At 66.8% G+C, this 17,873-nt stretch carries 22 protein-coding genes; 3 read left to right on the top strand and 19 right to left on the bottom strand.

Translation table 11 applies throughout. From position 1 onward, the window contains the following. Positions 1-138: 138 nt before the first annotated feature. From sufC to EAO27_RS11980, 6 genes are all read right to left on the bottom strand, one after another. Positions 139-882 carry a Fe-S cluster assembly ATPase SufC gene (gene sufC, locus EAO27_RS12005; protein ID WP_242769905.1) on the bottom strand — a complete coding sequence of 248 codons (744 nt, stop codon included), beginning with the start codon at positions 880-882 and terminating at the stop codon, positions 139-141. Beyond that, positions 866-1,111 carry a hypothetical protein gene (locus EAO27_RS12000; RefSeq protein ID WP_242769903.1) on the bottom strand — a complete coding sequence of 82 codons (246 nt, stop codon included), beginning with the start codon at positions 1,109-1,111 and terminating at the stop codon, positions 866-868. Before EAO27_RS12000 ends, sufC begins: the two co-directional genes overlap by 17 nt. After that, a complete protein-coding gene (gene sufB, locus EAO27_RS11995; RefSeq protein WP_242769901.1) occupies positions 1,108-2,586 on the bottom strand; it encodes a Fe-S cluster assembly protein SufB in 1,479 nt (492 codons plus the stop codon). Before sufB ends, EAO27_RS12000 begins: the two co-directional genes overlap by 4 nt. Position 2,587: 1 nt before the next feature. Continuing rightward, positions 2,588-3,094: an Rrf2 family transcriptional regulator gene (locus EAO27_RS11990; RefSeq protein ID WP_242769897.1), complete on the bottom strand. Its 507-nt coding sequence runs from the start codon at positions 3,092-3,094 to the stop codon at positions 2,588-2,590. A 288-nt stretch (positions 3,095-3,382) separates the two neighbouring features. Then, positions 3,383-4,270 carry a helix-turn-helix domain-containing protein gene (locus EAO27_RS11985; protein WP_242769894.1) on the bottom strand — a complete coding sequence of 296 codons (888 nt, stop codon included), beginning with the start codon at positions 4,268-4,270 and terminating at the stop codon, positions 3,383-3,385. A gap of 98 nt (positions 4,271-4,368) precedes the next feature. Beyond that, the gene (locus EAO27_RS11980) at positions 4,369-6,192 is read right to left on the bottom strand and encodes a DUF885 domain-containing protein (RefSeq protein WP_242769891.1); all 1,824 of its coding nucleotides are present in this window, start codon (positions 6,190-6,192) and stop codon (positions 4,369-4,371) included. A gap of 82 nt (positions 6,193-6,274) precedes the next feature. On the opposite strand from EAO27_RS11980, the gene EAO27_RS11975 reads away from it, so the two are divergent. The 3 genes from EAO27_RS11975 to EAO27_RS11965 all read left to right on the top strand — a co-directional run bounded on the left by EAO27_RS11975 (position 6,275) and on the right by EAO27_RS11965 (position 10,995). Further along, a complete protein-coding gene (locus EAO27_RS11975; protein WP_242769888.1) occupies positions 6,275-7,345 on the top strand; it encodes a quinone-dependent dihydroorotate dehydrogenase in 1,071 nt (356 codons plus the stop codon). A gap of 79 nt (positions 7,346-7,424) precedes the next feature. After that, positions 7,425-9,116: a gamma-glutamyltransferase gene (gene ggt, locus EAO27_RS11970; protein ID WP_242769885.1), complete on the top strand. Its 1,692-nt coding sequence runs from the start codon at positions 7,425-7,427 to the stop codon at positions 9,114-9,116. A 49-nt stretch (positions 9,117-9,165) separates the two neighbouring features. Then, positions 9,166-10,995, top strand: coding sequence for an AMP-dependent synthetase/ligase (locus EAO27_RS11965; RefSeq protein WP_242769882.1), 1,830 nt, complete (start codon positions 9,166-9,168; stop codon positions 10,993-10,995). A 373-nt stretch (positions 10,996-11,368) separates the two neighbouring features. On the opposite strand, the gene EAO27_RS11960 is transcribed toward EAO27_RS11965, so the two are convergent. The 13 genes from EAO27_RS11960 to EAO27_RS11900 form a co-directional block, all read right to left on the bottom strand. Then, entirely contained in the window at positions 11,369-11,818 is a 450-nt protein-coding gene (locus tag EAO27_RS11960; protein ID WP_242769880.1) for a hypothetical protein, read from the bottom strand. 60 nt (positions 11,819-11,878) lie between these two features. Further along, the gene (gene gloB, locus EAO27_RS11955) at positions 11,879-12,607 is read right to left on the bottom strand and encodes a hydroxyacylglutathione hydrolase (RefSeq protein WP_242769878.1); all 729 of its coding nucleotides are present in this window, start codon (positions 12,605-12,607) and stop codon (positions 11,879-11,881) included. A 50-nt stretch (positions 12,608-12,657) separates the two neighbouring features. After that, on the bottom strand, positions 12,658-13,080 hold the full coding sequence (locus EAO27_RS11950) for a VOC family protein (protein ID WP_242769876.1): 423 nt from the start codon (positions 13,078-13,080) through the stop codon (positions 12,658-12,660). Between the two features lie 7 nt (positions 13,081-13,087). Continuing rightward, a complete protein-coding gene (locus EAO27_RS11945; RefSeq protein WP_242769874.1) occupies positions 13,088-13,525 on the bottom strand; it encodes a VOC family protein in 438 nt (145 codons plus the stop codon). Positions 13,526-13,574: 49 nt separating this feature from the next. Beyond that, positions 13,575-13,937 carry a DUF2200 domain-containing protein gene (locus EAO27_RS11940; RefSeq protein WP_242769872.1) on the bottom strand — a complete coding sequence of 121 codons (363 nt, stop codon included), beginning with the start codon at positions 13,935-13,937 and terminating at the stop codon, positions 13,575-13,577. 18 nt (positions 13,938-13,955) lie between these two features. After that, positions 13,956-14,393 (bottom strand): thioesterase family protein, encoded by a 438-nt coding sequence (locus EAO27_RS11935; protein ID WP_242769870.1) that lies wholly within the window; start codon positions 14,391-14,393, stop codon positions 13,956-13,958. A gap of 12 nt (positions 14,394-14,405) precedes the next feature. Next, entirely contained in the window at positions 14,406-15,161 is a 756-nt protein-coding gene (locus EAO27_RS11930) for an alpha/beta hydrolase (RefSeq protein WP_242769868.1), read from the bottom strand. A 5-nt stretch (positions 15,162-15,166) separates the two neighbouring features. Then, a complete protein-coding gene (locus EAO27_RS11925; RefSeq protein WP_242769865.1) occupies positions 15,167-15,421 on the bottom strand; it encodes a DUF6356 family protein in 255 nt (84 codons plus the stop codon). Between the two features lie 77 nt (positions 15,422-15,498). Next, positions 15,499-16,440: an alpha/beta hydrolase gene (locus EAO27_RS11920; protein ID WP_242769862.1), complete on the bottom strand. Its 942-nt coding sequence runs from the start codon at positions 16,438-16,440 to the stop codon at positions 15,499-15,501. A gap of 4 nt (positions 16,441-16,444) precedes the next feature. Beyond that, positions 16,445-16,636, bottom strand: coding sequence for a helix-turn-helix transcriptional regulator (locus EAO27_RS11915; protein WP_242769859.1), 192 nt, complete (start codon positions 16,634-16,636; stop codon positions 16,445-16,447). Next, on the bottom strand, positions 16,633-17,046 hold the full coding sequence (locus EAO27_RS11910; protein WP_242769855.1) for a hypothetical protein: 414 nt from the start codon (positions 17,044-17,046) through the stop codon (positions 16,633-16,635). The genes EAO27_RS11915 and EAO27_RS11910 overlap by 4 nt, the downstream gene beginning before the upstream one ends. Positions 17,047-17,049: 3 nt before the next feature. After that, complete coding sequence (locus tag EAO27_RS11905) at positions 17,050-17,223, bottom strand: hypothetical protein (protein WP_242769852.1); 174 nt, start codon at positions 17,221-17,223, stop codon at positions 17,050-17,052. Positions 17,224-17,279: 56 nt separating this feature from the next. Continuing rightward, positions 17,280-17,735 (bottom strand): MerC domain-containing protein, encoded by a 456-nt coding sequence (locus EAO27_RS11900; protein ID WP_242769849.1) that lies wholly within the window; start codon positions 17,733-17,735, stop codon positions 17,280-17,282. Positions 17,736-17,873 lie beyond the last annotated feature (138 nt).

Raw genomic sequence — 17,873 nt, 5'->3', positions numbered from 1 at the left:
TGCCCGCAGGGCATGGGGAGGGGAACCGCTCGCGTAGCGAGTGGTGGAGGGGCGGTGTCATGGCCCCTCCGTCAGCGGCTGCGCCGCTGCCACCTCCCCATCGCTTCGCGACGGGGAGGATCAAGGCGTGCGCGCGCATCACGCCGCGATCTCCGCATAGCCTTCGCGTTCGAGTTCGAGCGCCAGTTCGGGGCCGCCCGACTTGACGATGCGCCCGCCCGCGAGGACGTGGACGAAATCGGGCTGCACATAGTCGAGCAGGCGCTGATAATGGGTGATCAGCAGCACCGCCTTGTCGGGGCGGCGCATGATCGCGTTGATCCCGTCGCCGACGACGCGCAGCGCGTCGATGTCGAGGCCCGAGTCCGTCTCGTCGAGGATCGCGAGCTTGGGATCGAGGATGCCCATCTGCACCATCTCGTTGCGCTTCTTCTCGCCGCCCGAGAAACCGACGTTCACCGGGCGCTTGAGCATGTCCATGTCGAGCTTGAGCAACCCCGCCTTCTCACGCGCGAGCTTCAGGAAATCGCCGCCCGACAGCGGTTCCTCACCGCGCGCCTTGCGCTGGGCGTTGAGGCTCTCGCGCAGGAACTGGACGTTCGACACGCCGGGAATTTCGACCGGATATTGGAAGCCGAGGAACAGGCCGGCGGCGGCACGCTCGTGCGGATCCATGTCGAGCAGATCCTGCCCGTCGAAGGTCGCCGACCCTTCAGTGACCTCGTAACCGGGCCGCCCGCCAAGGACGTAGGAGAGCGTCGACTTGCCCGCGCCGTTCGGGCCCATGATCGCATGGATTTCGCCCGCATTGATGGCGAGCGACAGGCCCTTCAGGATCGGCTTGTCGGCGACGGTGGCGTGGAGGTTATCGATTTTGAGCATTATATATCCGCAATAATTCAGGGTTTTGTTTCAGGTGGCGTGCGAGCCGCACGTCGCGAAGGCGCTTCGCCAGTCGGTGAATATAAAAGAAGGCGAGCAATGCGCCGACCGAGGCTGCGGTCGGATTATCCCGAGTGAAGCCGAGATAGCTCCCCGCGCAGCAGAGCAAGAGCATGAACAATGCAAACCAGAACTCGCTTCCGAGATTTTCGGGCAAATCGTTGCTCACCCAACTGACCCCTCAAGGCTGATCCCCAGCAGCTTCTGCGCCTCGACGGCAAACTCCATCGGCAGCTGCTGCAGCACTTCCTTGGCGAAGCCGTTGACGATCAGCGCCACCGCCTCTTCCTGCCCCAGCCCTCGCTGCATCGCGTAGAAGAGCTGGTCGTCGCTGATCTTGCTCGTCGTCGCTTCATGCTCGACGGTCGCCGTGGGGTTGCGGACCTCGATATAGGGCACGGTATGCGCCCCGCACGCGCTGCCGAGGAGCAGGCTGTCGCACTGGGTGAAGTTGCGCACCCCCTCGGCATTGGGCGCGACGCGGACGATGCCGCGATAGGTGTTGTTCGACTTGCCCGCGCTGATCCCCTTAGAAACAATGGTCGAACGCGTGCGCTTGCCATTGTGGATCATCTTGGTGCCGGTGTCGGCCTGCTGGTAATTGTTGGTGACCGCGACCGAATAGAATTCGCCGACGCTGTCGTCGCCGTTGAGCACGCAGCTCGGATATTTCCACGTGATCGCACTGCCGGTTTCGACCTGCGTCCACGATACCTTGCTGCGCTTGCCCTGGCAGAGCGCGCGCTTGGTCACGAAATTATAGATGCCACCCAGACCCTCGGCATTGCCGGGGTACCAGTTCTGGACGGTCGAATATTTGATCTCGGCATCGTCCAATGCGACGAGCTCGACCACCGCGGCATGGAGCTGGTTCTCGTCGCGCATCGGCGCGGTGCAGCCTTCGAGATAGCTGACGTAAGCGCCCTTGTCGGCGACGATCAGCGTCCGTTCGAACTGCCCCGTATTCTCGGCATTGATGCGGAAATAGGTCGACAGCTCCATCGGGCAGCGCACACCCTCGGGCACATAAACGAACGTCCCGTCCGAAAAGACTGCGCAGTTCAATGTCGCGAAATAATTGTCGTGCATCGGCACGACCTTGCCGAGCCACTTCTTGACCAGCTCGGGATATTCGCGGATCGCTTCGCTGATCGAGAGGAAGATCACGCCCGCGCGCTTCAGTTCCTCGCGGAAGGTCGTCGCGACGCTGACGCTGTCGAACACCGCGTCGACCGCGACCTTGCGCGCGCCCTCGACGCCCGCGAGCACCTTCTGCTCCTCGATCGGGATGCCGAGCTTTTTATAGACTTCGAGGATTTCGGGATCGACCTCGTCGAGGCTCGAGAGCTTCGGTTTCGCCTTGGGCGCCGCGTAATAATAAGCGTCCTGATAGTCGATCGGCGGGACGTTGAGTTTCGCCCAGTCGGGCGTCTCCATCGTCTGCCAGTGGCGGAACGCCTTCAGCCGCCAGTCGAGCATCCATTCGGGCTCGTTCTTCTTGGCCGAGATGAAGCGGACCGTATCCTCGGTCAGCCCCTTGGGCGCGAAGTCGGTCTCGATCGCCGAGGACCAGCCATGCTCGTAATCGGCGACTTTCGCCGCGGCGTCGTGCGCGGCCTGATCCTTGATTTTCACTTCATCCATCTCAAAAACCCGTTCGTGCTGAGCTTGTCGAAGCACTGCTCTTTTCTGTGCCGCTGCCCACAAGGAAGGACGACCCTTCGCCAAGCTCAGGGCGAGCGGCTTTGGGAAGCACGCTCAAACTCGCCAGACTGATCCCCGCCAGCGCCCCGCGCACCGCGCCGTTCACCACGCCCCAGTGCGGCTGCACCTTGCAGCTGCCCTCGAGCGAACAATCGTGGCGCCCCTCGGCGACGCACGCGGTGAGCGCGATCGGCCCTTCGACCGCCTCGATGATGTCAGCGACGCTGATCGCCGCCGCGGGCCGCGCGAGCCTTACCCCGCCGCCGCTGCCGCGCGACGCGACGAGCAGCCCGGCCCGCGCGAGCCCGCTTACCAGCTTCTGCGCCGTCGGGCCGGGAATGCCCGTCTGTTCGGCGAGCATGCCGGCGTGAATCGGCACCGACCCGCACTGGCGGGCGGCGGCGCTCATCAGCACCACGGCATAGTCGGCAAGGTTGGACAGGCGCATCGTTTCTCCGTTCGCAAATTGCGAACGATTCTTAACTGGAGTAAATTACTCCACTTATATAGGCGGGGCATCGCCGCGGCGCAAGCAAGCGCGGTCAGGAACGCGCAAACAAAAAAAGGCACCCACCCGGCCGGAGCCGAATGAGTGCCAAGATGAAGGTCTCTAGTCCTCGCGAGGAGGAAGAGCTCTTCTGGGTCGCAGCACCCGAATATGGCGCCGCGCTGAGTCGCGATTGTACGGAAACGCCAAAACGACGATCGGCGAAATTTTTGATGGTGAACGGTCCGCTCAGGTATCCGATACCATCGGGCTCACCCGGCCGGCGAGTTTCTTGCGGCCCTTGGCCGTCGCCTCGGTGTAGCTCGACGGCCGTGCGAGCTGCCCCGGCGTGGCGCCCGCGAAGCGCTTGATCTCGCGGATCAGGTGCGACTGGTCGTAAAAGGCATCGCCGAGTTCGGCCTCGTCGAGCTTTTCGCCGCGCGCGAGAATCGCCGCGGCGCGCACCGCGCGATATTTGCGCGCGAGCATCCGCGGCGACAGGCCGTAATAATGTTTGGTCATCCGCTCGACCGAACGGATCGACATGCCCGTCGCCTCGACCAGATCGGGGACCTGCGGCGACGCCGATTCGGTCAGCCAGCGGTCGACGATCCGGATGAACCACAGCGGTGCCGGCTGGTCCTGCTTCAGGATCTCGCGCACGATATTGTTCGCGATCACCAGCCGTTCCTCGACCGTGTCGGTGCCGAGCAGCGCGGCGCTGGCCTCGCCGATCCAGTCGCCGAACAGGTCGGTCGCATCGATCGCGCGATCGGTGAATTTCTCGGCGCCGTCGCCCATCAGCGCCGCCCATCCGGCGGGCATCAGCCCGAAGCCATAGAGGCAGGTCGGCCCGCGGCAGATCGCGCGCACGCGGCCGCTGGTCGGCCCGATCACCTGCGCCGAAAGGGCGGCTTCATGGTGTCCGTCGGCGAACACATATTCGCCGTCGGCATAGGTCAGGAACCGGAATTGCGGTCGGTCGGCGCGTTCATATTCGTCGAACACGGGCATATCGATGCGCGCGAAATAGAAACTGGACACCAGTTCGGCCAGATCGGGATCGGGCGCGAAATAATGCAGTTCGAACGGCGCCTTTGCATCCGCGCCCGCGGGCGTAGAGGAAGTTTCCGACATCACGAGACCGACCCCCGGGCGACTTTGTGCCGCCGCTCTGACTTGGGAAAACCCTTTGCCTTTTGGTGCGGCGCGTCAAGTCGCAATCGTCAATCGCGTTAACTCTTCCGGGTCGCGATCCACGCGTCGACGCGCCGTTCGAGGACGTCGAGCGGCACCGGACCCGATTCGAGCACGACCTGGTGGAAATCGCGATAGTCGAAGCGCGGGCCCAGCGCGGCCTGCGCGCGGCCGCGCAATTCCATGATCTTGAGCTTGCCGATCAGATAGGCGGTCGCCTGTCCCGGATAGACGACATAGCGCTCGATCGCCTTTTCGATATCGCCATCGGGGTTCGGCGTGTTGGCCTTGAGGTAGGCGATCGCCTGTTCGCGGCTCCAGCGCTTGTCGTGGATGCCGGTGTCGACGACGAGCCGGCACGCGCGCCACAGCTCCATGCCGAGCCGCCCGAAATCGCTGGAGGGATCGGTATAGAAGCCCATGTCCTTGCCGAGTTCCTCGGTATAGAGGCCCCAGCCCTCGGTATAGGCGGTGAAGCCGCCGAAGCGGCGGAAAGGCGGCAATCCCTCGAGTTCGGTCTGCACCGCACGCTGGAGGTGATGCCCGGGGACGCCCTCGTGATAGGCGAGCGCCTCGAGCTCGGTCTTCGACATGTCGCGAAGGTCGTAGAGGTTCACATAATAGGTCCCGGGGCGCGATCCGTCGGGCGAGGGCGAGGAGTAGAAGGCCTTGCCCGCCGATTTCTCGCGGAACGCCTCGACCGGCTTCACCACCAGCGGCGCCTTGGGCAGCGTGTGGAAGAAGGCGGGCAGGCGGGCTTCCATCGCCTTCACATGGCTGTCGACGTCGGCCAGATAGCCCTCGCGCGTCGTATGATAATATTGCGGGCTGGTGCGCAGATGCTGGAAAAAGGCCTGCAGGTCGCCCTTGAAGCCGACCTTTTCACGGATCTTGTTCATCTCGCCGTGGATGCGCGCGACTTCGGACTGGCCGAGGTCGTGGATCTCGGCCGCGGTCATGTCGGTCGTCGTGTAGCTCGCGAGCAGGGCTTCATAATAGGCCTTGCCGCCGGGCATGCGCCACACGCCATCCTCGGTCGGCGCGGTGGCCTGCTGGCGCTTCATCTCGGCGAGCAGGCGCGTGTAGGCGGGGCCCGCGCTTTCGGCCCACGCTGCCCTGGCGGCGCCGGTCAGCCGCGCCTTCTCGGCCGCGTCGACATCGAGCTTCGCGATCTTTGCCTCGATGTCCTCGATCACCGCATTGCCGGGCTTGAGCAGGTTCTCGATGTCGGAAATGACATAGGGATAGACCCATTTCGGCGGGGCATATCCCTTCGCTGCGCGTTCGGCCGACTGCGCCGACAGCGCGTCGAGAACGGGCCCCATCCCGCGGATGCGCGCGACATAGGCTTCGGCCTCGGCGACGCTGGCGACGCGGTGCATGTTGATCAGAAAGGCGGGCATCTGGCTTTGCGCGCCGTTCATCTGGTCGAAGACATAGCCATGGTCGCGGAACGGGAAGAGGCGTTCGGCGCGCGCCGCCTGCGCCTCGAACAGCTCGAACGACAGGGCTTCGTCGGGGGAAAGCGCGGCGGGGTCGAAGCTCGTCTTCAGCGCCGCCGCGGTCGCAGTCTGCAGCTTGTGCCGCGCGACCTCGGCCTCGTCGCTGACGTCGGTCCATTTGCCATAGTCGCCGTCGCGAATTCCGCGCCGCGCCTTGCTTTCGGGCGACAGCGACAACTGGGCATCGTCATATTTCCGGAACAGCTCGGCGAGCCCCGCGCCCGCGGGGGCGACCTCGGCGGGCGGCGGCGCGGTCGACGCGGTGACGGGCGCCCGGTCGGCCGCGGCCGGCGCGCAGCCCGCGACGGCGAGCGCGAGCAGGCAGGTGGAAAGGCTGGCGGCGAGGCGGGCGTGCGACACGTTTTTCTCCGGCTTGTCGTTGGACTTGGCTGACCGGGGAGGGGCTTGCCATAGCCCCCCGCGCGGCGCAATGGCGGGGACCATGTCGCTCTTCGCCTCGCTCACCGACGCCGCCTATGCGCTCGCCCGTCCGATCGTCAACGCCAGCGACGGCGAGGCGGCGCACAATCTCACCATCGCCGCGCTCGAACCGCTGCCGCCGGCGAAGACCGCGCTGACCAGCCCGATCCTCGCCACCGAGGTCGCGGGACTGCGCTTCCCCAACCCGGTCGGGCTCGCGCCGGGCTTCGACAAGGACGCGCGCGCCGCGGCGGTGATGCCGCGCTTCGGTTTCGGCTTCGTCGAGGTCGGCACGCTCACCCCGCTGCCGCAGGAGGGCAATCCCCGCCCGCGCCTGTTCCGCCTCGTCGAGGACAAGGCGGTGATCAATCGCATGGGGTTCAACAACGGCGGACAGGCGGCGGCGGCGGTGCGCATCGCGGCGATGCGCACGTGCGGGATCGCGGTGCCGCTCGGCATCAACATCGGCGCGAACAAGGACAGCGACGACCGTATCGCCGACTATGCGAAGGGCACCGCGGCGATGGCGCCGCTTGCCGACTATCTCACCGTCAACATCAGTTCGCCCAACACGCCCGGGCTGCGCGCGCTACAGGACAAGGGGGCGCTCGAGGCCTTGCTCGACGCGGTCGCGGCGGCGCAGCCCGCCGACGGTGCGAAACCCGTGTTCCTCAAGGTCGCCCCCGACCTCGAGCCCGCCGACATCGACGATCTGGTGACGGTGGCGATCGACAAGCGGCTCGCGGCGCTGATCGTCTCGAACACGACGATCGGACGCCCCGCGCTGCGCTCGCGTCACGCGGGCGAGGCGGGGGGGCTGTCGGGGGCGCCGTTGCACGATCTTGCGCTCCAGCGGCTCCGGGATTTTTACAGCGCCAGCGGCGGCCGGGTGCCGCTGATCGGCGTCGGCGGGATCGGGAGCGCCGAACAGGCGTGGGCCCGCATCCGCGCCGGTGCCAGCCTCGTCCAGATCTATTCGGCGATGGTCTACGCCGGCCCGGGGCTCGCGCAGCGCATCGCGCGCGGGCTGGAGGATCTGGCGGTACGCGACGGCTTCACGCGCGTCGCCGATGCGGTCGGGGTGGGTGCGTGAGCCGGCCCGCGGTCATTCGACGGTGGCAAGCGGCGGGTGCGGCCTTGCGCTAACCGAACCGCCGCGCCAATGTCGCGCGATGTTCAAACGATTCCTCACCAGCGTCGCCCTTGCCACCCTCGCCATTCCGTCGCTCGCGGCGGCGCAGGGGGTGACCTCGTCCGCCGATCCGCGCGCTACCGAAGCGGGGCGGCAGATCCTCCACGAGGGCGGCTCGGCTGCCGATGCCGCGATGGCGATGATGCTCGTGCTGACGCTCGTCGAACCGCAATCGAGCGGGGTCGGCGGCGGCGGTTTCCTCGTTTATCATCAGGCGAAAACCGGCGAGATCGGTACGGTCAACGGCCGTGAAATGGCCCCCGCGAGCGCGAAGCCCGAACGCTTTCTGGGCGCGGACGGCCAGCCGCGCGGCTATGGCGATGTCATTCCCGGCGGGCTGTCGGTCGGTGTGCCCGGCAATGTCCGCCTGATGGAACTGACCCACAAAAAATGGGGCAAGCTTGAATGGAAGGCGCTGTTCCAGCCGGCGATCAAGCTCGCCGACGCGGGGTTTCAGGTCACCCCCGCGCTTTATGGCTGGCTCGAACGCTATCAGGATACGTGGAAGGATTTCCCCGCCGCGCGGGCGCTCTACTATGTCGACGGCAAACCCGCGCCGGTCGGCACGCTGATCAAGAACCCGGCCTATGCCGCGCTGCTGCGCGATATCGCCGCCAAGGGGCCCGATGCCTTCTACACCGGCGCCAACGCTCGCGCGATCAGCGACGCGGTGGCGAAATCGGTGCGCAATCCCGCGACGATCACGACCAGGGATATCGCCGCCTACAAGGCGCAGGACAAGCCCGCGGTTTGCACCACCTATCGCGTCTACAAGGTCTGCGGCATGGGCCCGCCCTCGTCGGGCGCGACCACCGTCTTCGGCATCCTCGGCATGATCGAGGGCTGGGACATGAAGGCGATGGGCAAGGATAATCCGATGAGCTGGCACCTGCTCGCCGAAGCGATGCAGCTCGCCTATGCCGACCGCGAGATGTATCTGGGCGACGGCGATTTTGTCGAGGTTCCGGTGAAGGGACTGCTCGACAAGGCCTATCTGGCCGAGCGCCGCGACCTGATCTCGCCCTACGGCAAGGCCGCCGCCTATCCCGCGGGTTCGCCGCCGGGCGCGCCGAAGCGCAGCCCTTCGGGACCCGTCGCCGAACAGGGGACGACGCATTTCGTCGCGGTCGACCGTGACGGCGATGTCGCCGCGATGACCTCGACGATCGAAAGCATCTTCGGCAGCAATCTGGTCGCGAACGGATTCTTCCTCAACAACGAACTCACCGACTTCGATCTCAGCCCGGTCCGGGCCGGCGCGCCCGCGGCGAACCGGGTCGAGCCGGGCAAGCGCCCGCTGTCGTCGATGTCGCCGACGATCGTCTATGGCCCCGACGGCAAGGTCGTCTTCGCGGTCGGCTCGGCGGGCGGCAAGCGCATCATCATGCACGTGACCAAGGCGCTGGTCGGCGTCCTCGACTGGGGGCTCTCGGCCGAAGACGCGCTCGCGCTGCCCAACCTCTTTTTCGGCCGCGACGGCGTGCTGATCGAGAATACCGAGGCGGGCAAGGCGATCGCGGAGCGGATGGCGCCCTTCGGCTATGGCTTCACCGCCACCGATCTCGGTTCGAAACTCAACGCCGCACAGCAGGTCGACGGCGTCTGGCACGGCGCCGCAGATCCGCGCGGGCCCGGCACCTCGTCGGTCGACGGCGCCCCCCCGCAAGGCTAAGAACCCCAAAAAAAGAGCGGACATGATCCTCCCCGGGAGAGCGTAAGGCATGAAGCTGGAAAACCCCCATCTCGACCAATTTCCGAGTCTGGTCGCGATGTTCTTCGACCGCGCGGACAAGGGCGGCGACGACCCCTTCCTGTGGCGCAAGGCCGACCGCGCGTGGCAGCCGCTCTCGTGGCGCGAGGTCGCCGAACAGGTCGCGGCGCTGGCGCACAACCTCCGCAAGCTGGGGCTGAAGGAGGGCGACCGTGTCGTGCTGGTGAGCGAGAACCGGCCCGAATGGTGCATCGCAGACCTCGGCATCATGGCCGCGGGCTGCATCACCGTGCCGACCTACACCACCAACACCGAACGCGATCACCAGCACATCCTCGACAACAGCGGCGCGCGCGCGGTGATCGTGTCGACCGCAAAGCTGGCGCGGGTGCTCATGCCCGCGGTGATGCGCTCCGACGCGCAGCACGTGATCACGATGGAAAGCCTGCGCGTCGGCCAGCAGGGCGACGTGCGCATCCACGACTGGGCGCCGCTGGTCGAAGGCGGAGCGACCTTCGTCGAGGAGACCAGGGCGCGCGGGCTCGGCGTCAAGCGCGCTGACACCGCCTGCCTGATCTACACCAGCGGCACCGGCGGCGCGCCGCGCGGCGTGATGCAGCATCATGGCGCGATCCTGCACAATGCCGCGGGCGCGGCCGAGGTTCTCGTCAACGACTTCGGCATCGGCGACGAGGAGGTGTTCCTGTCGTTCCTGCCGCTGAGCCACGCTTACGAGCATTCGGGCGGGCAGTTCCTGCCGATCATGGTCGGCGCGCAGATCTATTACAGCGAGGGCCTCGAAAAGCTCGTTTCGAACATCGAGGAGACGCGCCCGACGATCATGGTCGTCGTGCCGCGGCTGTTCGAGGTGATCCGCGCGCGGATGATCAAGTCGGTCGAAAAACAGGGCAAGCTCGCCAACTGGATGCTGGGCCAGGCGCTGCGCGTCGGCGAAAAGGATTATGAGCGGCGCATGGGGGTGCTCGACCGCCCGGTCGACCTCATCCTCGACAAATTGTTCCGCCCCAAGATCCAGAAGCGTTTCGGCGGTCGGATGAAGGCGCTGGTGTCGGGCGGCGCGCCGCTCAACCCCGAAATCGGTGTGTTCTTCCACTCGATCGGGCTGACCCTGCTCCAGGGCTATGGCCAGACCGAAGCGGGGCCGGTGATCAGCTGCAACCGCCCGAGCGCGGGGATCAAGATGGACACCGTCGGCCCGCCGCTGATGAACACCGAGGTCCGGATCGCCGACGACGGCGAGATCCTCGTCCGCGGCGAACTGGTGATGAAGGGCTATTGGCGCAACCAGGCCGAAACCGAGCGCGTGCTGGTGCCCGATCCCGCCGAACCCGGCGGCGCGCCCTGGCTGCACACCGGCGACATCGGCCATATCGACGACAAGGGCCGCATCGTCATCACCGACCGCAAGAAGGACCTGATCGTCAACGACAAGGGCGACAATGTCTCGCCGCAGCGCGTCGAGGGCATGCTGACGCTCCAGCCCGAGATCCTGCAGGCGATGGTCTATGGCGACAAGCGTCCGCACCTTGTCGGCATCCTCGTGCCCGATCCCGAATGGGCCTTCGAATGGGCCGAGGCGGAGGGGTTGCCCAAGGATATCAAGCTGCTGCGCGAACATGAAAAGTTTCGCGCCGCGCTGCGCGAGGCGGTCGACCGCGTCAACGCGCAGCTCTCGGTGATCGAAAAAGTGCGCAAGTTCGATTTCGCCGACGAGGCGTTCACGATCGAGAACGAACAGATGACCCCGTCGATGAAGATCCGCCGCCACGTGCTCCGCGACGTGTACGCCGACCGGATCGCCGCGCTGTACCGGGGGTAGCATCGTGATGCCGCGCGAGCGGCCGCTTTGGGGTGGGGGGCAGACGCTCCCTTGTATCCTCCCTGTCGCGCAGCGATGGGGAGGTGGCAGCGGCGTCAGCCCGCTGACGGAGGGGCCGACGCCGTCAGGCGTCGCGCGACCTTTCGGCCCCTCCACCACTCGCTGCGCGAGCGGTCCCCCTCCCCATGGCCTGTGGCCACAGGGAGGATTTCCGATGTCCGCAATCGGTCAAAAGCCGATCGCCTGTTCCGTCCCGGCACGCCCCTCCCCGGGCACGCACCGTCGCTACGGCGATATGATCAATGACAGGCGGGGAGTGCGACCCGAAGAGCTCGGTGCAAACCGACGCCCCGCCTGCCGCTGAACCGGTGGTTCAGCCTTCGTTCCCCGCCGGTTTGCGATAGGGAACGAAATCGCCAAGCACGCAGGTCGGACCGCGGATGCCGCTCGAGCGGTCGACCAGATGAAAGAAATCGCCGGCGCAGGTCTGCGACCCGAACTGGCGCACGACCATGATATCGCTGTCGCGCGCGAGCCCCGGACAGCTGCCGCGCAAATCGTTGCGGTACACGAGCCGGCCCGACTGGCGGTAGAGCAGGATATCGTCCGACACGCGGATCGTCTCGTTGCTGGCGGCGTTCGAGATACAGCGCACCGGCTCGCCGGGAACCTTGCCGCCGAGCTGCTTGTCGAGCAGCTTCGCCTGCTTGGGCGTCAGCGCCTCGGCGCCGGGCGCGGCGGTGCCGGCCGGCGCACAGCCCGCGACAAGCGGCGCGGCGACGGTAACGAAAACCGCGGCGATCAGGGGATGGATCTTCGCCATGACAGGCTCCTGCGACGATGGCCGGTTAGGGCCGGGGCGATGAATGGTTGCTGAAGCGGCTCATGCGGCGTCCTTGAGCGCGCGGATGCGGGCGAGTTCGGCGGCGTCGGGCGCGCGCAGGAAGGGGTTGGTCGCGCGCTCGGCGCCGATCGTCGTCGGCACCGTTGCCTCGCCCGCCGCGCGCGCCGATTCGACCGCAGCGAGGCGCGCGGCGAGTGCGTCGTTGCCGGGGTCGACGGTCACCGCGAAACGCGCGTTCGACAGCGTATATTCGTGCGCGCAATAGACGCGCGTTGCGTCGTCGAGGGTGCCCAGTTTCTGCATATTGGCGAACATCTGCTCGGCGGTGCCCTCGAACAGGCGGCCGCACCCCATCGCGAACATCGTGTCGCCGACGAAGATCGCGGCGTCATCGGCGAAATGATAGGCGATATGGCCCGCGGTGTGCGCCGGCACGTCCCACACCTCGGCGACCGCCGCGCCGAGCGTCACCCGGTCGCCGCCCTTGACCTGCACGTCGAGCGTCGGGATGCGCGCAAACTCGGCCGCGGGGCCGGTGATCGTGCACCCTGTGGCTTCCCTGATCGCGGCGTTGCCGCCGGTGTGGTCGGGGTGCCAGTGGGTGTTCCAGATGTCGGTGATCGTCCACCCGCGCGCGGCGGCGGCTTCGAGCACCGGTTCGGCGACCGCGGGATCGACGACCATCGTCGCTCCGCTGTCGCGCTCGTGGAGCAGCCAGACATAATTGTCGCTGAGGACGGGAATACGGACGATCTCCAGCGCAGCCACGCTCTTCTCCTTTTGCGCCGCCCTTGTCCCGAAGACGGACCGGGCGGCCGTCAGCCTTGATCTTCGCCCGCCGCGATCGCGTCATAACCCTGCGGGTTGAACGCGATCAGGCAGAATCCGTTGCCGAAGGGGTCGGCGAACATCGCCTGCTGGCCATAGGGCAGGTCGGTCGCCGGGTCTTCGAGTGTCGCGCCCGCGGCGACCGCGCGCGCGATGGCGGTGTCGAGGTCGTCGACAATGAAGTCGGGATGCACCGGTGTCCAGTGGCGGTTGTAGCGGCGGAAGTCGCCGCCCGCGGGGCCGATCGCCGATCCGGCGCGTTTTTCGAGCAGATAGAACCGGGCGCCGTCGCCGATCAGCTCGACAATGGTCGATCCCAGCCGGCGCCCGGCGGCGAAGCCCAGCCCCTCGGTATAGAAACGCTCGCCGGCGGCGAGGTCGGGCACGTCGATGTTGATCAACAGGCCCGGCATCGCGTGTTTACCAGCTGCCGGTATTCGGCATCGACGCCCAGGGTTCCTGCGGCGGCAGGTGGCCGTCCTGCAGCAGCTCGACCGAAATGCCGTCGGGCGAGCGGACGAACGCCATGTGGCCGTCGCGCGGCGGGCGGTTGATCGTCACCCCGGCATCCATCAGCCGCTGGCACGTGGCGTAGATATCGTCGACGCGATAGGCGAGATGGCCGAAATTACGCCCGCCCGAATAGGATTCGGGGGCGCTGCCGTCGGCAGGCGGCCAGTTCCAGGTCAGCTCGACTTCGGCGATCCCCGCCTGTCCCGGCGCGGCGAGGAAGATCAAGGTGAAACGGCCCGCCTCGCTGTCGAAACGGCGGATTTCCTCCAGCCCGATGAGCCCGAAGAAGGCGATGGTCGCGTCGGGATCCGACACGCGGATCATCGTGCGCAGAAATTGCGTCATGCCCGCACCATAGCCGCGATCAGGCGAAATGAAACCGCCTTGCTGCCGGTCACGCGGCGGGCGGGCGACGCAGGATCCGGTCCATCGCCTTGCCCTTTGCGAGTTCGTCGACCAGCTTGTCGAGGATGCGGATCTCGCGCATCGTGCCCTCCTCGATGTTCTCGACGCGCACGCCGCAGACGACGCCGGTGACGAGCGACCGCGCGGGATTCATCGCGGGGGCCTGCGCAAAGAAATCCTCGAAACTCGTCGCTTTCGCCAGCTGGTCGTCGAGCGCCTGCTGGCTGTAGCCCGTAAGCCAGCGCAGGATTGCGTCGACCTCGGCCCGCGTGCGGCCCTTTTTCTCCGCCTTGGCGACATAGAGAGGGTGGACGCTCGCGACGCTGACCGAAAAGATGCGATGCTTCGTCATGCCGCCTCCTGTCGCGGTTCAGTCGCGCAGGCGCCGGCCCTCGAAATTTTCGAACAGCGACACGAACGCGTCGGGCACCGGCGCGGGCGCGCCGCGTGCCTCGGCGACATGGACGCTAACCTCCAGCCCGGTCGCGCGCAAATCCTCCGCGCCCTTGCCGTGCAGTTCGAACAGGAAGGTCATCGAGCTGCGGCCGACGCGCGAGCAGCGCACGCAGATGTCGATTTCCTCGTCGAGCAGGATCGGCACCTTGTAATCGATCTCGGCGCGCGCGACGTGGAATTCGGGGCTCTCGCGCTCGGGCCACGTGTCATAGACTCCCGCGGCGCGCCAATATTCGGTGATCCCGATGTCGAAATATTCGAGGTAGCGGCTGTTGAACACCACCGCCTGCGCGTCGATTTCGGCGTAGCGGACGCGTTTGGTCAGGTGGAATTTGAAGTCGCTGCGGGCCATGATGATCCTTTGCTAGGGCGTCGCGAGGCGCGCGACGGTGTCGATGAGCAGCGCGATGTCGCCATCGCGCGAAAGCCGGTGGTCGCCGCCCTTGACCAGCGTGACCTGCACGTCGTCGCTGGCGAGCGCGGCCGACAGGCGCAGGCTGATCGCGCTCGGCACGTCGCCATCGTCCTCGCCGTGGAGCAGCCGGACGGGGCAGGCGAGCGCGATCGGCGCTTCGAGCAGGCGGTTCGCTTCGCCCGACTGCCAGAAGCGGCGCGTCGTCACATAGGGTTGGTCGCTGTACGGCGTTTCCTCGCGCAGTTCGCCCTCGGCGAGGATGATCGCCTTTTCTTGCGCGGTGAAGCCCCAGTCGGTGAAATCGGGCGCCGCGGCGATGCCGACGAGCCCCGCGACGCGTGCCGGTCCGTCGCGCGCGACAAGCGCGAGCGCGGCGAGCAGCATCAGCCAGCCCCCCATCGACGATCCGACGATGACGACGGGTCCCGCGACGCGGGCGTCGATCAGGTCGAGTATGTCGCCGCGCCAGTCGAGCAGGTCCTGTTCGGCGAACAGCCCGTCCGACGTCCCGCATCCGGCATAGTCGAGGAGCAGGCACGCATGCCCTTCGGCCGTCGCCCAATCGAACAGGGCGGTCGCCTTGCCGCCCTCCATGTCGGACATGTAGCCGGGCAGGAAGACGATCGTCGGACCCGCGCCGGTCACATGACGATAGGCGAGCCGCGGCCGCGCCGCGCGCTCGAGATACTGGATCGGGCCGGCCACGCCGTTCAGATCACCCAGTCGATGGTGTTCATCTGCATCACCGCCTGCCCCTTGGCGCGGCGCTGTTCGACCATGATCTTGTTGAGCCGCGCGATCGTGTCGCTGCCGGTGGTGATGCACCAGCCGGGAACGACCGCATGGACCAGCGCGCAAAGGCCGCCATAGATCATCGTCGCGCCGAAACGCGAGGCGACGCCGAAATGCTCGATGTAATTTTCATCGACGCTCTTCGGATGATCGACGAACAGGCGCTTGAACATGGGGGAGGCTCCTTTTCCGTTGGGCCGCCCTAGCGGGGGAGCGGGGAGGGGGCAAGGGTGACCGCCAGCGGCAAGCGCTACTCGGCCAGAAATGCGTCCACGGCCTTTGCAAAAATCTCCGGCTGGTCGAGCATGATGAAGTGGCGGCTGCCCCGCACCATCTCTGCCTTGAAACGCGCGACCCCCGCATATTGCGGTTCGAACGCCGCCTTCGCGCGCTCGGCGGGCATCGCGCCGTCGTCCTGCGCATAGAGCAGCGTCACTGGCGCCTTCACCGCGGCGAGTTCGCCGCGCATGTCGGTGGTCATCACGTCGCGAAAGACCTGCGCCGCGACGCGCGGGTCGGCGTCGCGCGTCCAGCGCGCGATCGCCGTCCGGCCCGCCGGTGTGTTCGACATGCTGCCGGCCACGCTCATCGGTCCGGGATCGGCGACCGGGCCCTCGGGCTTCGGCTGGCCATATTGCGCGCGCATCATTGCCGCCATGCGGTCGGCCTGCGGCGTCACGCTTTCGACCGTCGCGGCGGGGTCGAAAAGCGTGCCGATGAACGGCACAGCGTCGACGATCATCAGCCTGCCGACCTCGTCCGGCGCGCGCGCCGCGACCATCAGCCCGGTCAACCCGCCCATCGAATGCCCGATCACCGCGGGTGCGGGGCGCCCGGCGTCGGTGATGCAATCGTCGATATAGTCGGCGACCTCGGCCGCCACCCCGTCGAGCACCGGTCCTTCGGCATTGATCCCCGCTTCGTCGCCGAAACCGCGAATCTGGACGCGGTGCAGCCGGTATTTTCCCTTCAGCCGCGCGGCGGTTGTATCCCACACCGCGCGCGGGCTCGACAGGCCGGGGATCAGCACCACGTCGGGGCCCCCAGGAGCGTCGGCACCCTCGACCAGCACGGTGATGCGCTTGCCTTCGTTGAGCCCGGCGGGGCAGGGTTCGGCCGCGCCGGCGCGCGCGCCGACGAGCAGCGCGATGCCCAGAATGAACGTCGCGGCGACGGAAAAACGATGGTTCATGGCGTCAGTCCTTCTGGAAAATCTCTTCGATGCGCATGCCGAACAGGTCGGCGATGCGAAAGGCGAGGGGCAGCGACGGGTCATATTTGCCGGTCTCGATCGCGTTGACCGACTGGCGCGACACCTCCAGCCGTTCGGCAAGGTCCTGCTGGCTCCAGTCGCGTTCGGCCCGCAGGACCTTCAGCCGGTTCTTCACGGACAGGCCCCGCTGTCGCCCAGCGTCAGCCGGTTCACCAGCGCGCCGACCCCGAGGCCGAGGCACCAGACCGGAAAGACCCAGAAAAGCGGGACGCGCGGCACGTCGGTGTAAAGCTCCAAGATGCCCCAGGTCGCGGTGAGCGCCAGCGTCAGCCCGGTCGCGACCAGCGCCTTGCGCACTTCGAGCAGGCGGAGATATTCATCCTTGAGTTCGCTGAAATAGCTACCGATCGCCCAGATGAAACCAAGGATCGCGAGGCCGGGGACCAGCGCGATGCCGATCGTCAGCGGCGTCGCCGTCGCGCCCTCGGGGATGATCGCGCTCGCGGCGAAGATCGCCGCGACATAGGCGATCGAGACGGGGATCATCCGGCCGATATAGCGGCGCTGTGCGGGGTCCATCGCCATCGGTCAGGCCGTCCGGGTGCAGCCGCGGCGTGCCCCGGAGAGCGTCGCCACCATCACCAGCGGCAGCACCGTGACCAGCGAATTGGCGACGGACGCCGGGATGATGTCGGCGGCGCCGGCTAGCGCGATCGACAGGATGGCAAGCGCCCAGGGCAGGGCGCGAAGCATTTGCGACATCGGTCAAGCTCCCTTGGTAATAAGTAAAGGAACATTGACATGATGATTTGTCGTTGTCAAGTGTCATTGACAAAGTGACAAGGGCGCCAATCTTTGCACGGCATTTCGGGCGAGCTGCGGTGGCGCAGCCGCCAGTTGGCGAGATGCGCCACCGCGAGCGTCAGCGCGCCGAGCGAGGTCAGCAGCCGGTCGGCGGCTTCGCGATCGGACAGGCCCAGCCAGCCCTGGTGCGCCGCCAGTCCCAGTGCGAGCAGGCCGAGTCCCGCGCCCGCGAGCAGCCCCGGCGCGAACCGGCCGTGCCGTCGCCATCCGTCGCGCATCGCGACAAGGGCGGTGGGCAGCGCGAGCAGCAGGATCGCGGCGTGGACCCCCTCGGGTAGCGCGAGCCAGACGCTCAGCGCGGGCGCGAGCAGGATCAGCAGCGGCAGCGCGAGGCAATGGATAAGGCACGTCGCCGAGAGCGCGACGCCGATCATGTCGGCGAGGCGCGGGCGCGAGGCGGGGAGGCACATGGCGGGACTTTCGCGGGAGGGCGGGAAGGGGAGCGCTGCCCAGATAATGATATAATGTATCATTGCAAGGGCGATTGTGAATCCGCCCCTTGCCGCTCCTTTCGCATACTGGCAAAGGGGCGCAGTTTTGGCGCCCTT

Source organism: Sphingopyxis sp. YF1, assembly GCF_022701295.1.
In the GTDB taxonomy this organism is placed as follows: Bacteria; Pseudomonadota; Alphaproteobacteria; order Sphingomonadales; family Sphingomonadaceae; genus Sphingopyxis.
This window is presented reverse-complemented; position numbering and strand designations above follow the sequence as displayed.

What these genes read in the sequence shown, in the direction of transcription:
- sufC (WP_242769905.1), bottom strand. Translation starts at nt 882, where the DNA reads ATGCTCAAAATCGATAACCTCCACGCCACCGTCGCCGACAAGCCGATC.
- sufB (WP_242769901.1), bottom strand. Translation starts at nt 2,586, where the DNA reads ATGGATGAAGTGAAAATCAAGGATCAGGCCGCGCACGACGCCGCGGCG.
- EAO27_RS11990 (WP_242769897.1), bottom strand. Translation starts at nt 3,094, where the DNA reads ATGCGCCTGTCCAACCTTGCCGACTATGCCGTGGTGCTGATGAGCGCC.
- EAO27_RS11985 (WP_242769894.1), bottom strand. Translation starts at nt 4,270, where the DNA reads ATGTCGGAAACTTCCTCTACGCCCGCGGGCGCGGATGCAAAGGCGCCG.
- EAO27_RS11975 (WP_242769888.1), top strand. Translation starts at nt 6,275, where the DNA reads ATGTCGCTCTTCGCCTCGCTCACCGACGCCGCCTATGCGCTCGCCCGT.
- ggt (WP_242769885.1), top strand. Translation starts at nt 7,425, where the DNA reads ATGTTCAAACGATTCCTCACCAGCGTCGCCCTTGCCACCCTCGCCATT.
- EAO27_RS11965 (WP_242769882.1), top strand. Translation starts at nt 9,166, where the DNA reads ATGAAGCTGGAAAACCCCCATCTCGACCAATTTCCGAGTCTGGTCGCG.
- EAO27_RS11960 (WP_242769880.1), bottom strand. Translation starts at nt 11,818, where the DNA reads ATGGCGAAGATCCATCCCCTGATCGCCGCGGTTTTCGTTACCGTCGCC.
- EAO27_RS11950 (WP_242769876.1), bottom strand. Translation starts at nt 13,080, where the DNA reads ATGCCGGGCCTGTTGATCAACATCGACGTGCCCGACCTCGCCGCCGGC.
- EAO27_RS11945 (WP_242769874.1), bottom strand. Translation starts at nt 13,525, where the DNA reads ATGACGCAATTTCTGCGCACGATGATCCGCGTGTCGGATCCCGACGCG.
- EAO27_RS11940 (WP_242769872.1), bottom strand. Translation starts at nt 13,937, where the DNA reads ATGACGAAGCATCGCATCTTTTCGGTCAGCGTCGCGAGCGTCCACCCT.
- EAO27_RS11935 (WP_242769870.1), bottom strand. Translation starts at nt 14,393, where the DNA reads ATGGCCCGCAGCGACTTCAAATTCCACCTGACCAAACGCGTCCGCTAC.
- EAO27_RS11925 (WP_242769865.1), bottom strand. Translation starts at nt 15,421, where the DNA reads ATGTTCAAGCGCCTGTTCGTCGATCATCCGAAGAGCGTCGATGAAAAT.
- EAO27_RS11920 (WP_242769862.1), bottom strand. Translation starts at nt 16,440, where the DNA reads ATGAACCATCGTTTTTCCGTCGCCGCGACGTTCATTCTGGGCATCGCG.
- EAO27_RS11910 (WP_242769855.1), bottom strand. Translation starts at nt 17,046, where the DNA reads ATGGCGATGGACCCCGCACAGCGCCGCTATATCGGCCGGATGATCCCC.
- EAO27_RS11905 (WP_242769852.1), bottom strand. Translation starts at nt 17,223, where the DNA reads ATGTCGCAAATGCTTCGCGCCCTGCCCTGGGCGCTTGCCATCCTGTCG.
- EAO27_RS11900 (WP_242769849.1), bottom strand. Translation starts at nt 17,735, where the DNA reads ATGTGCCTCCCCGCCTCGCGCCCGCGCCTCGCCGACATGATCGGCGTC.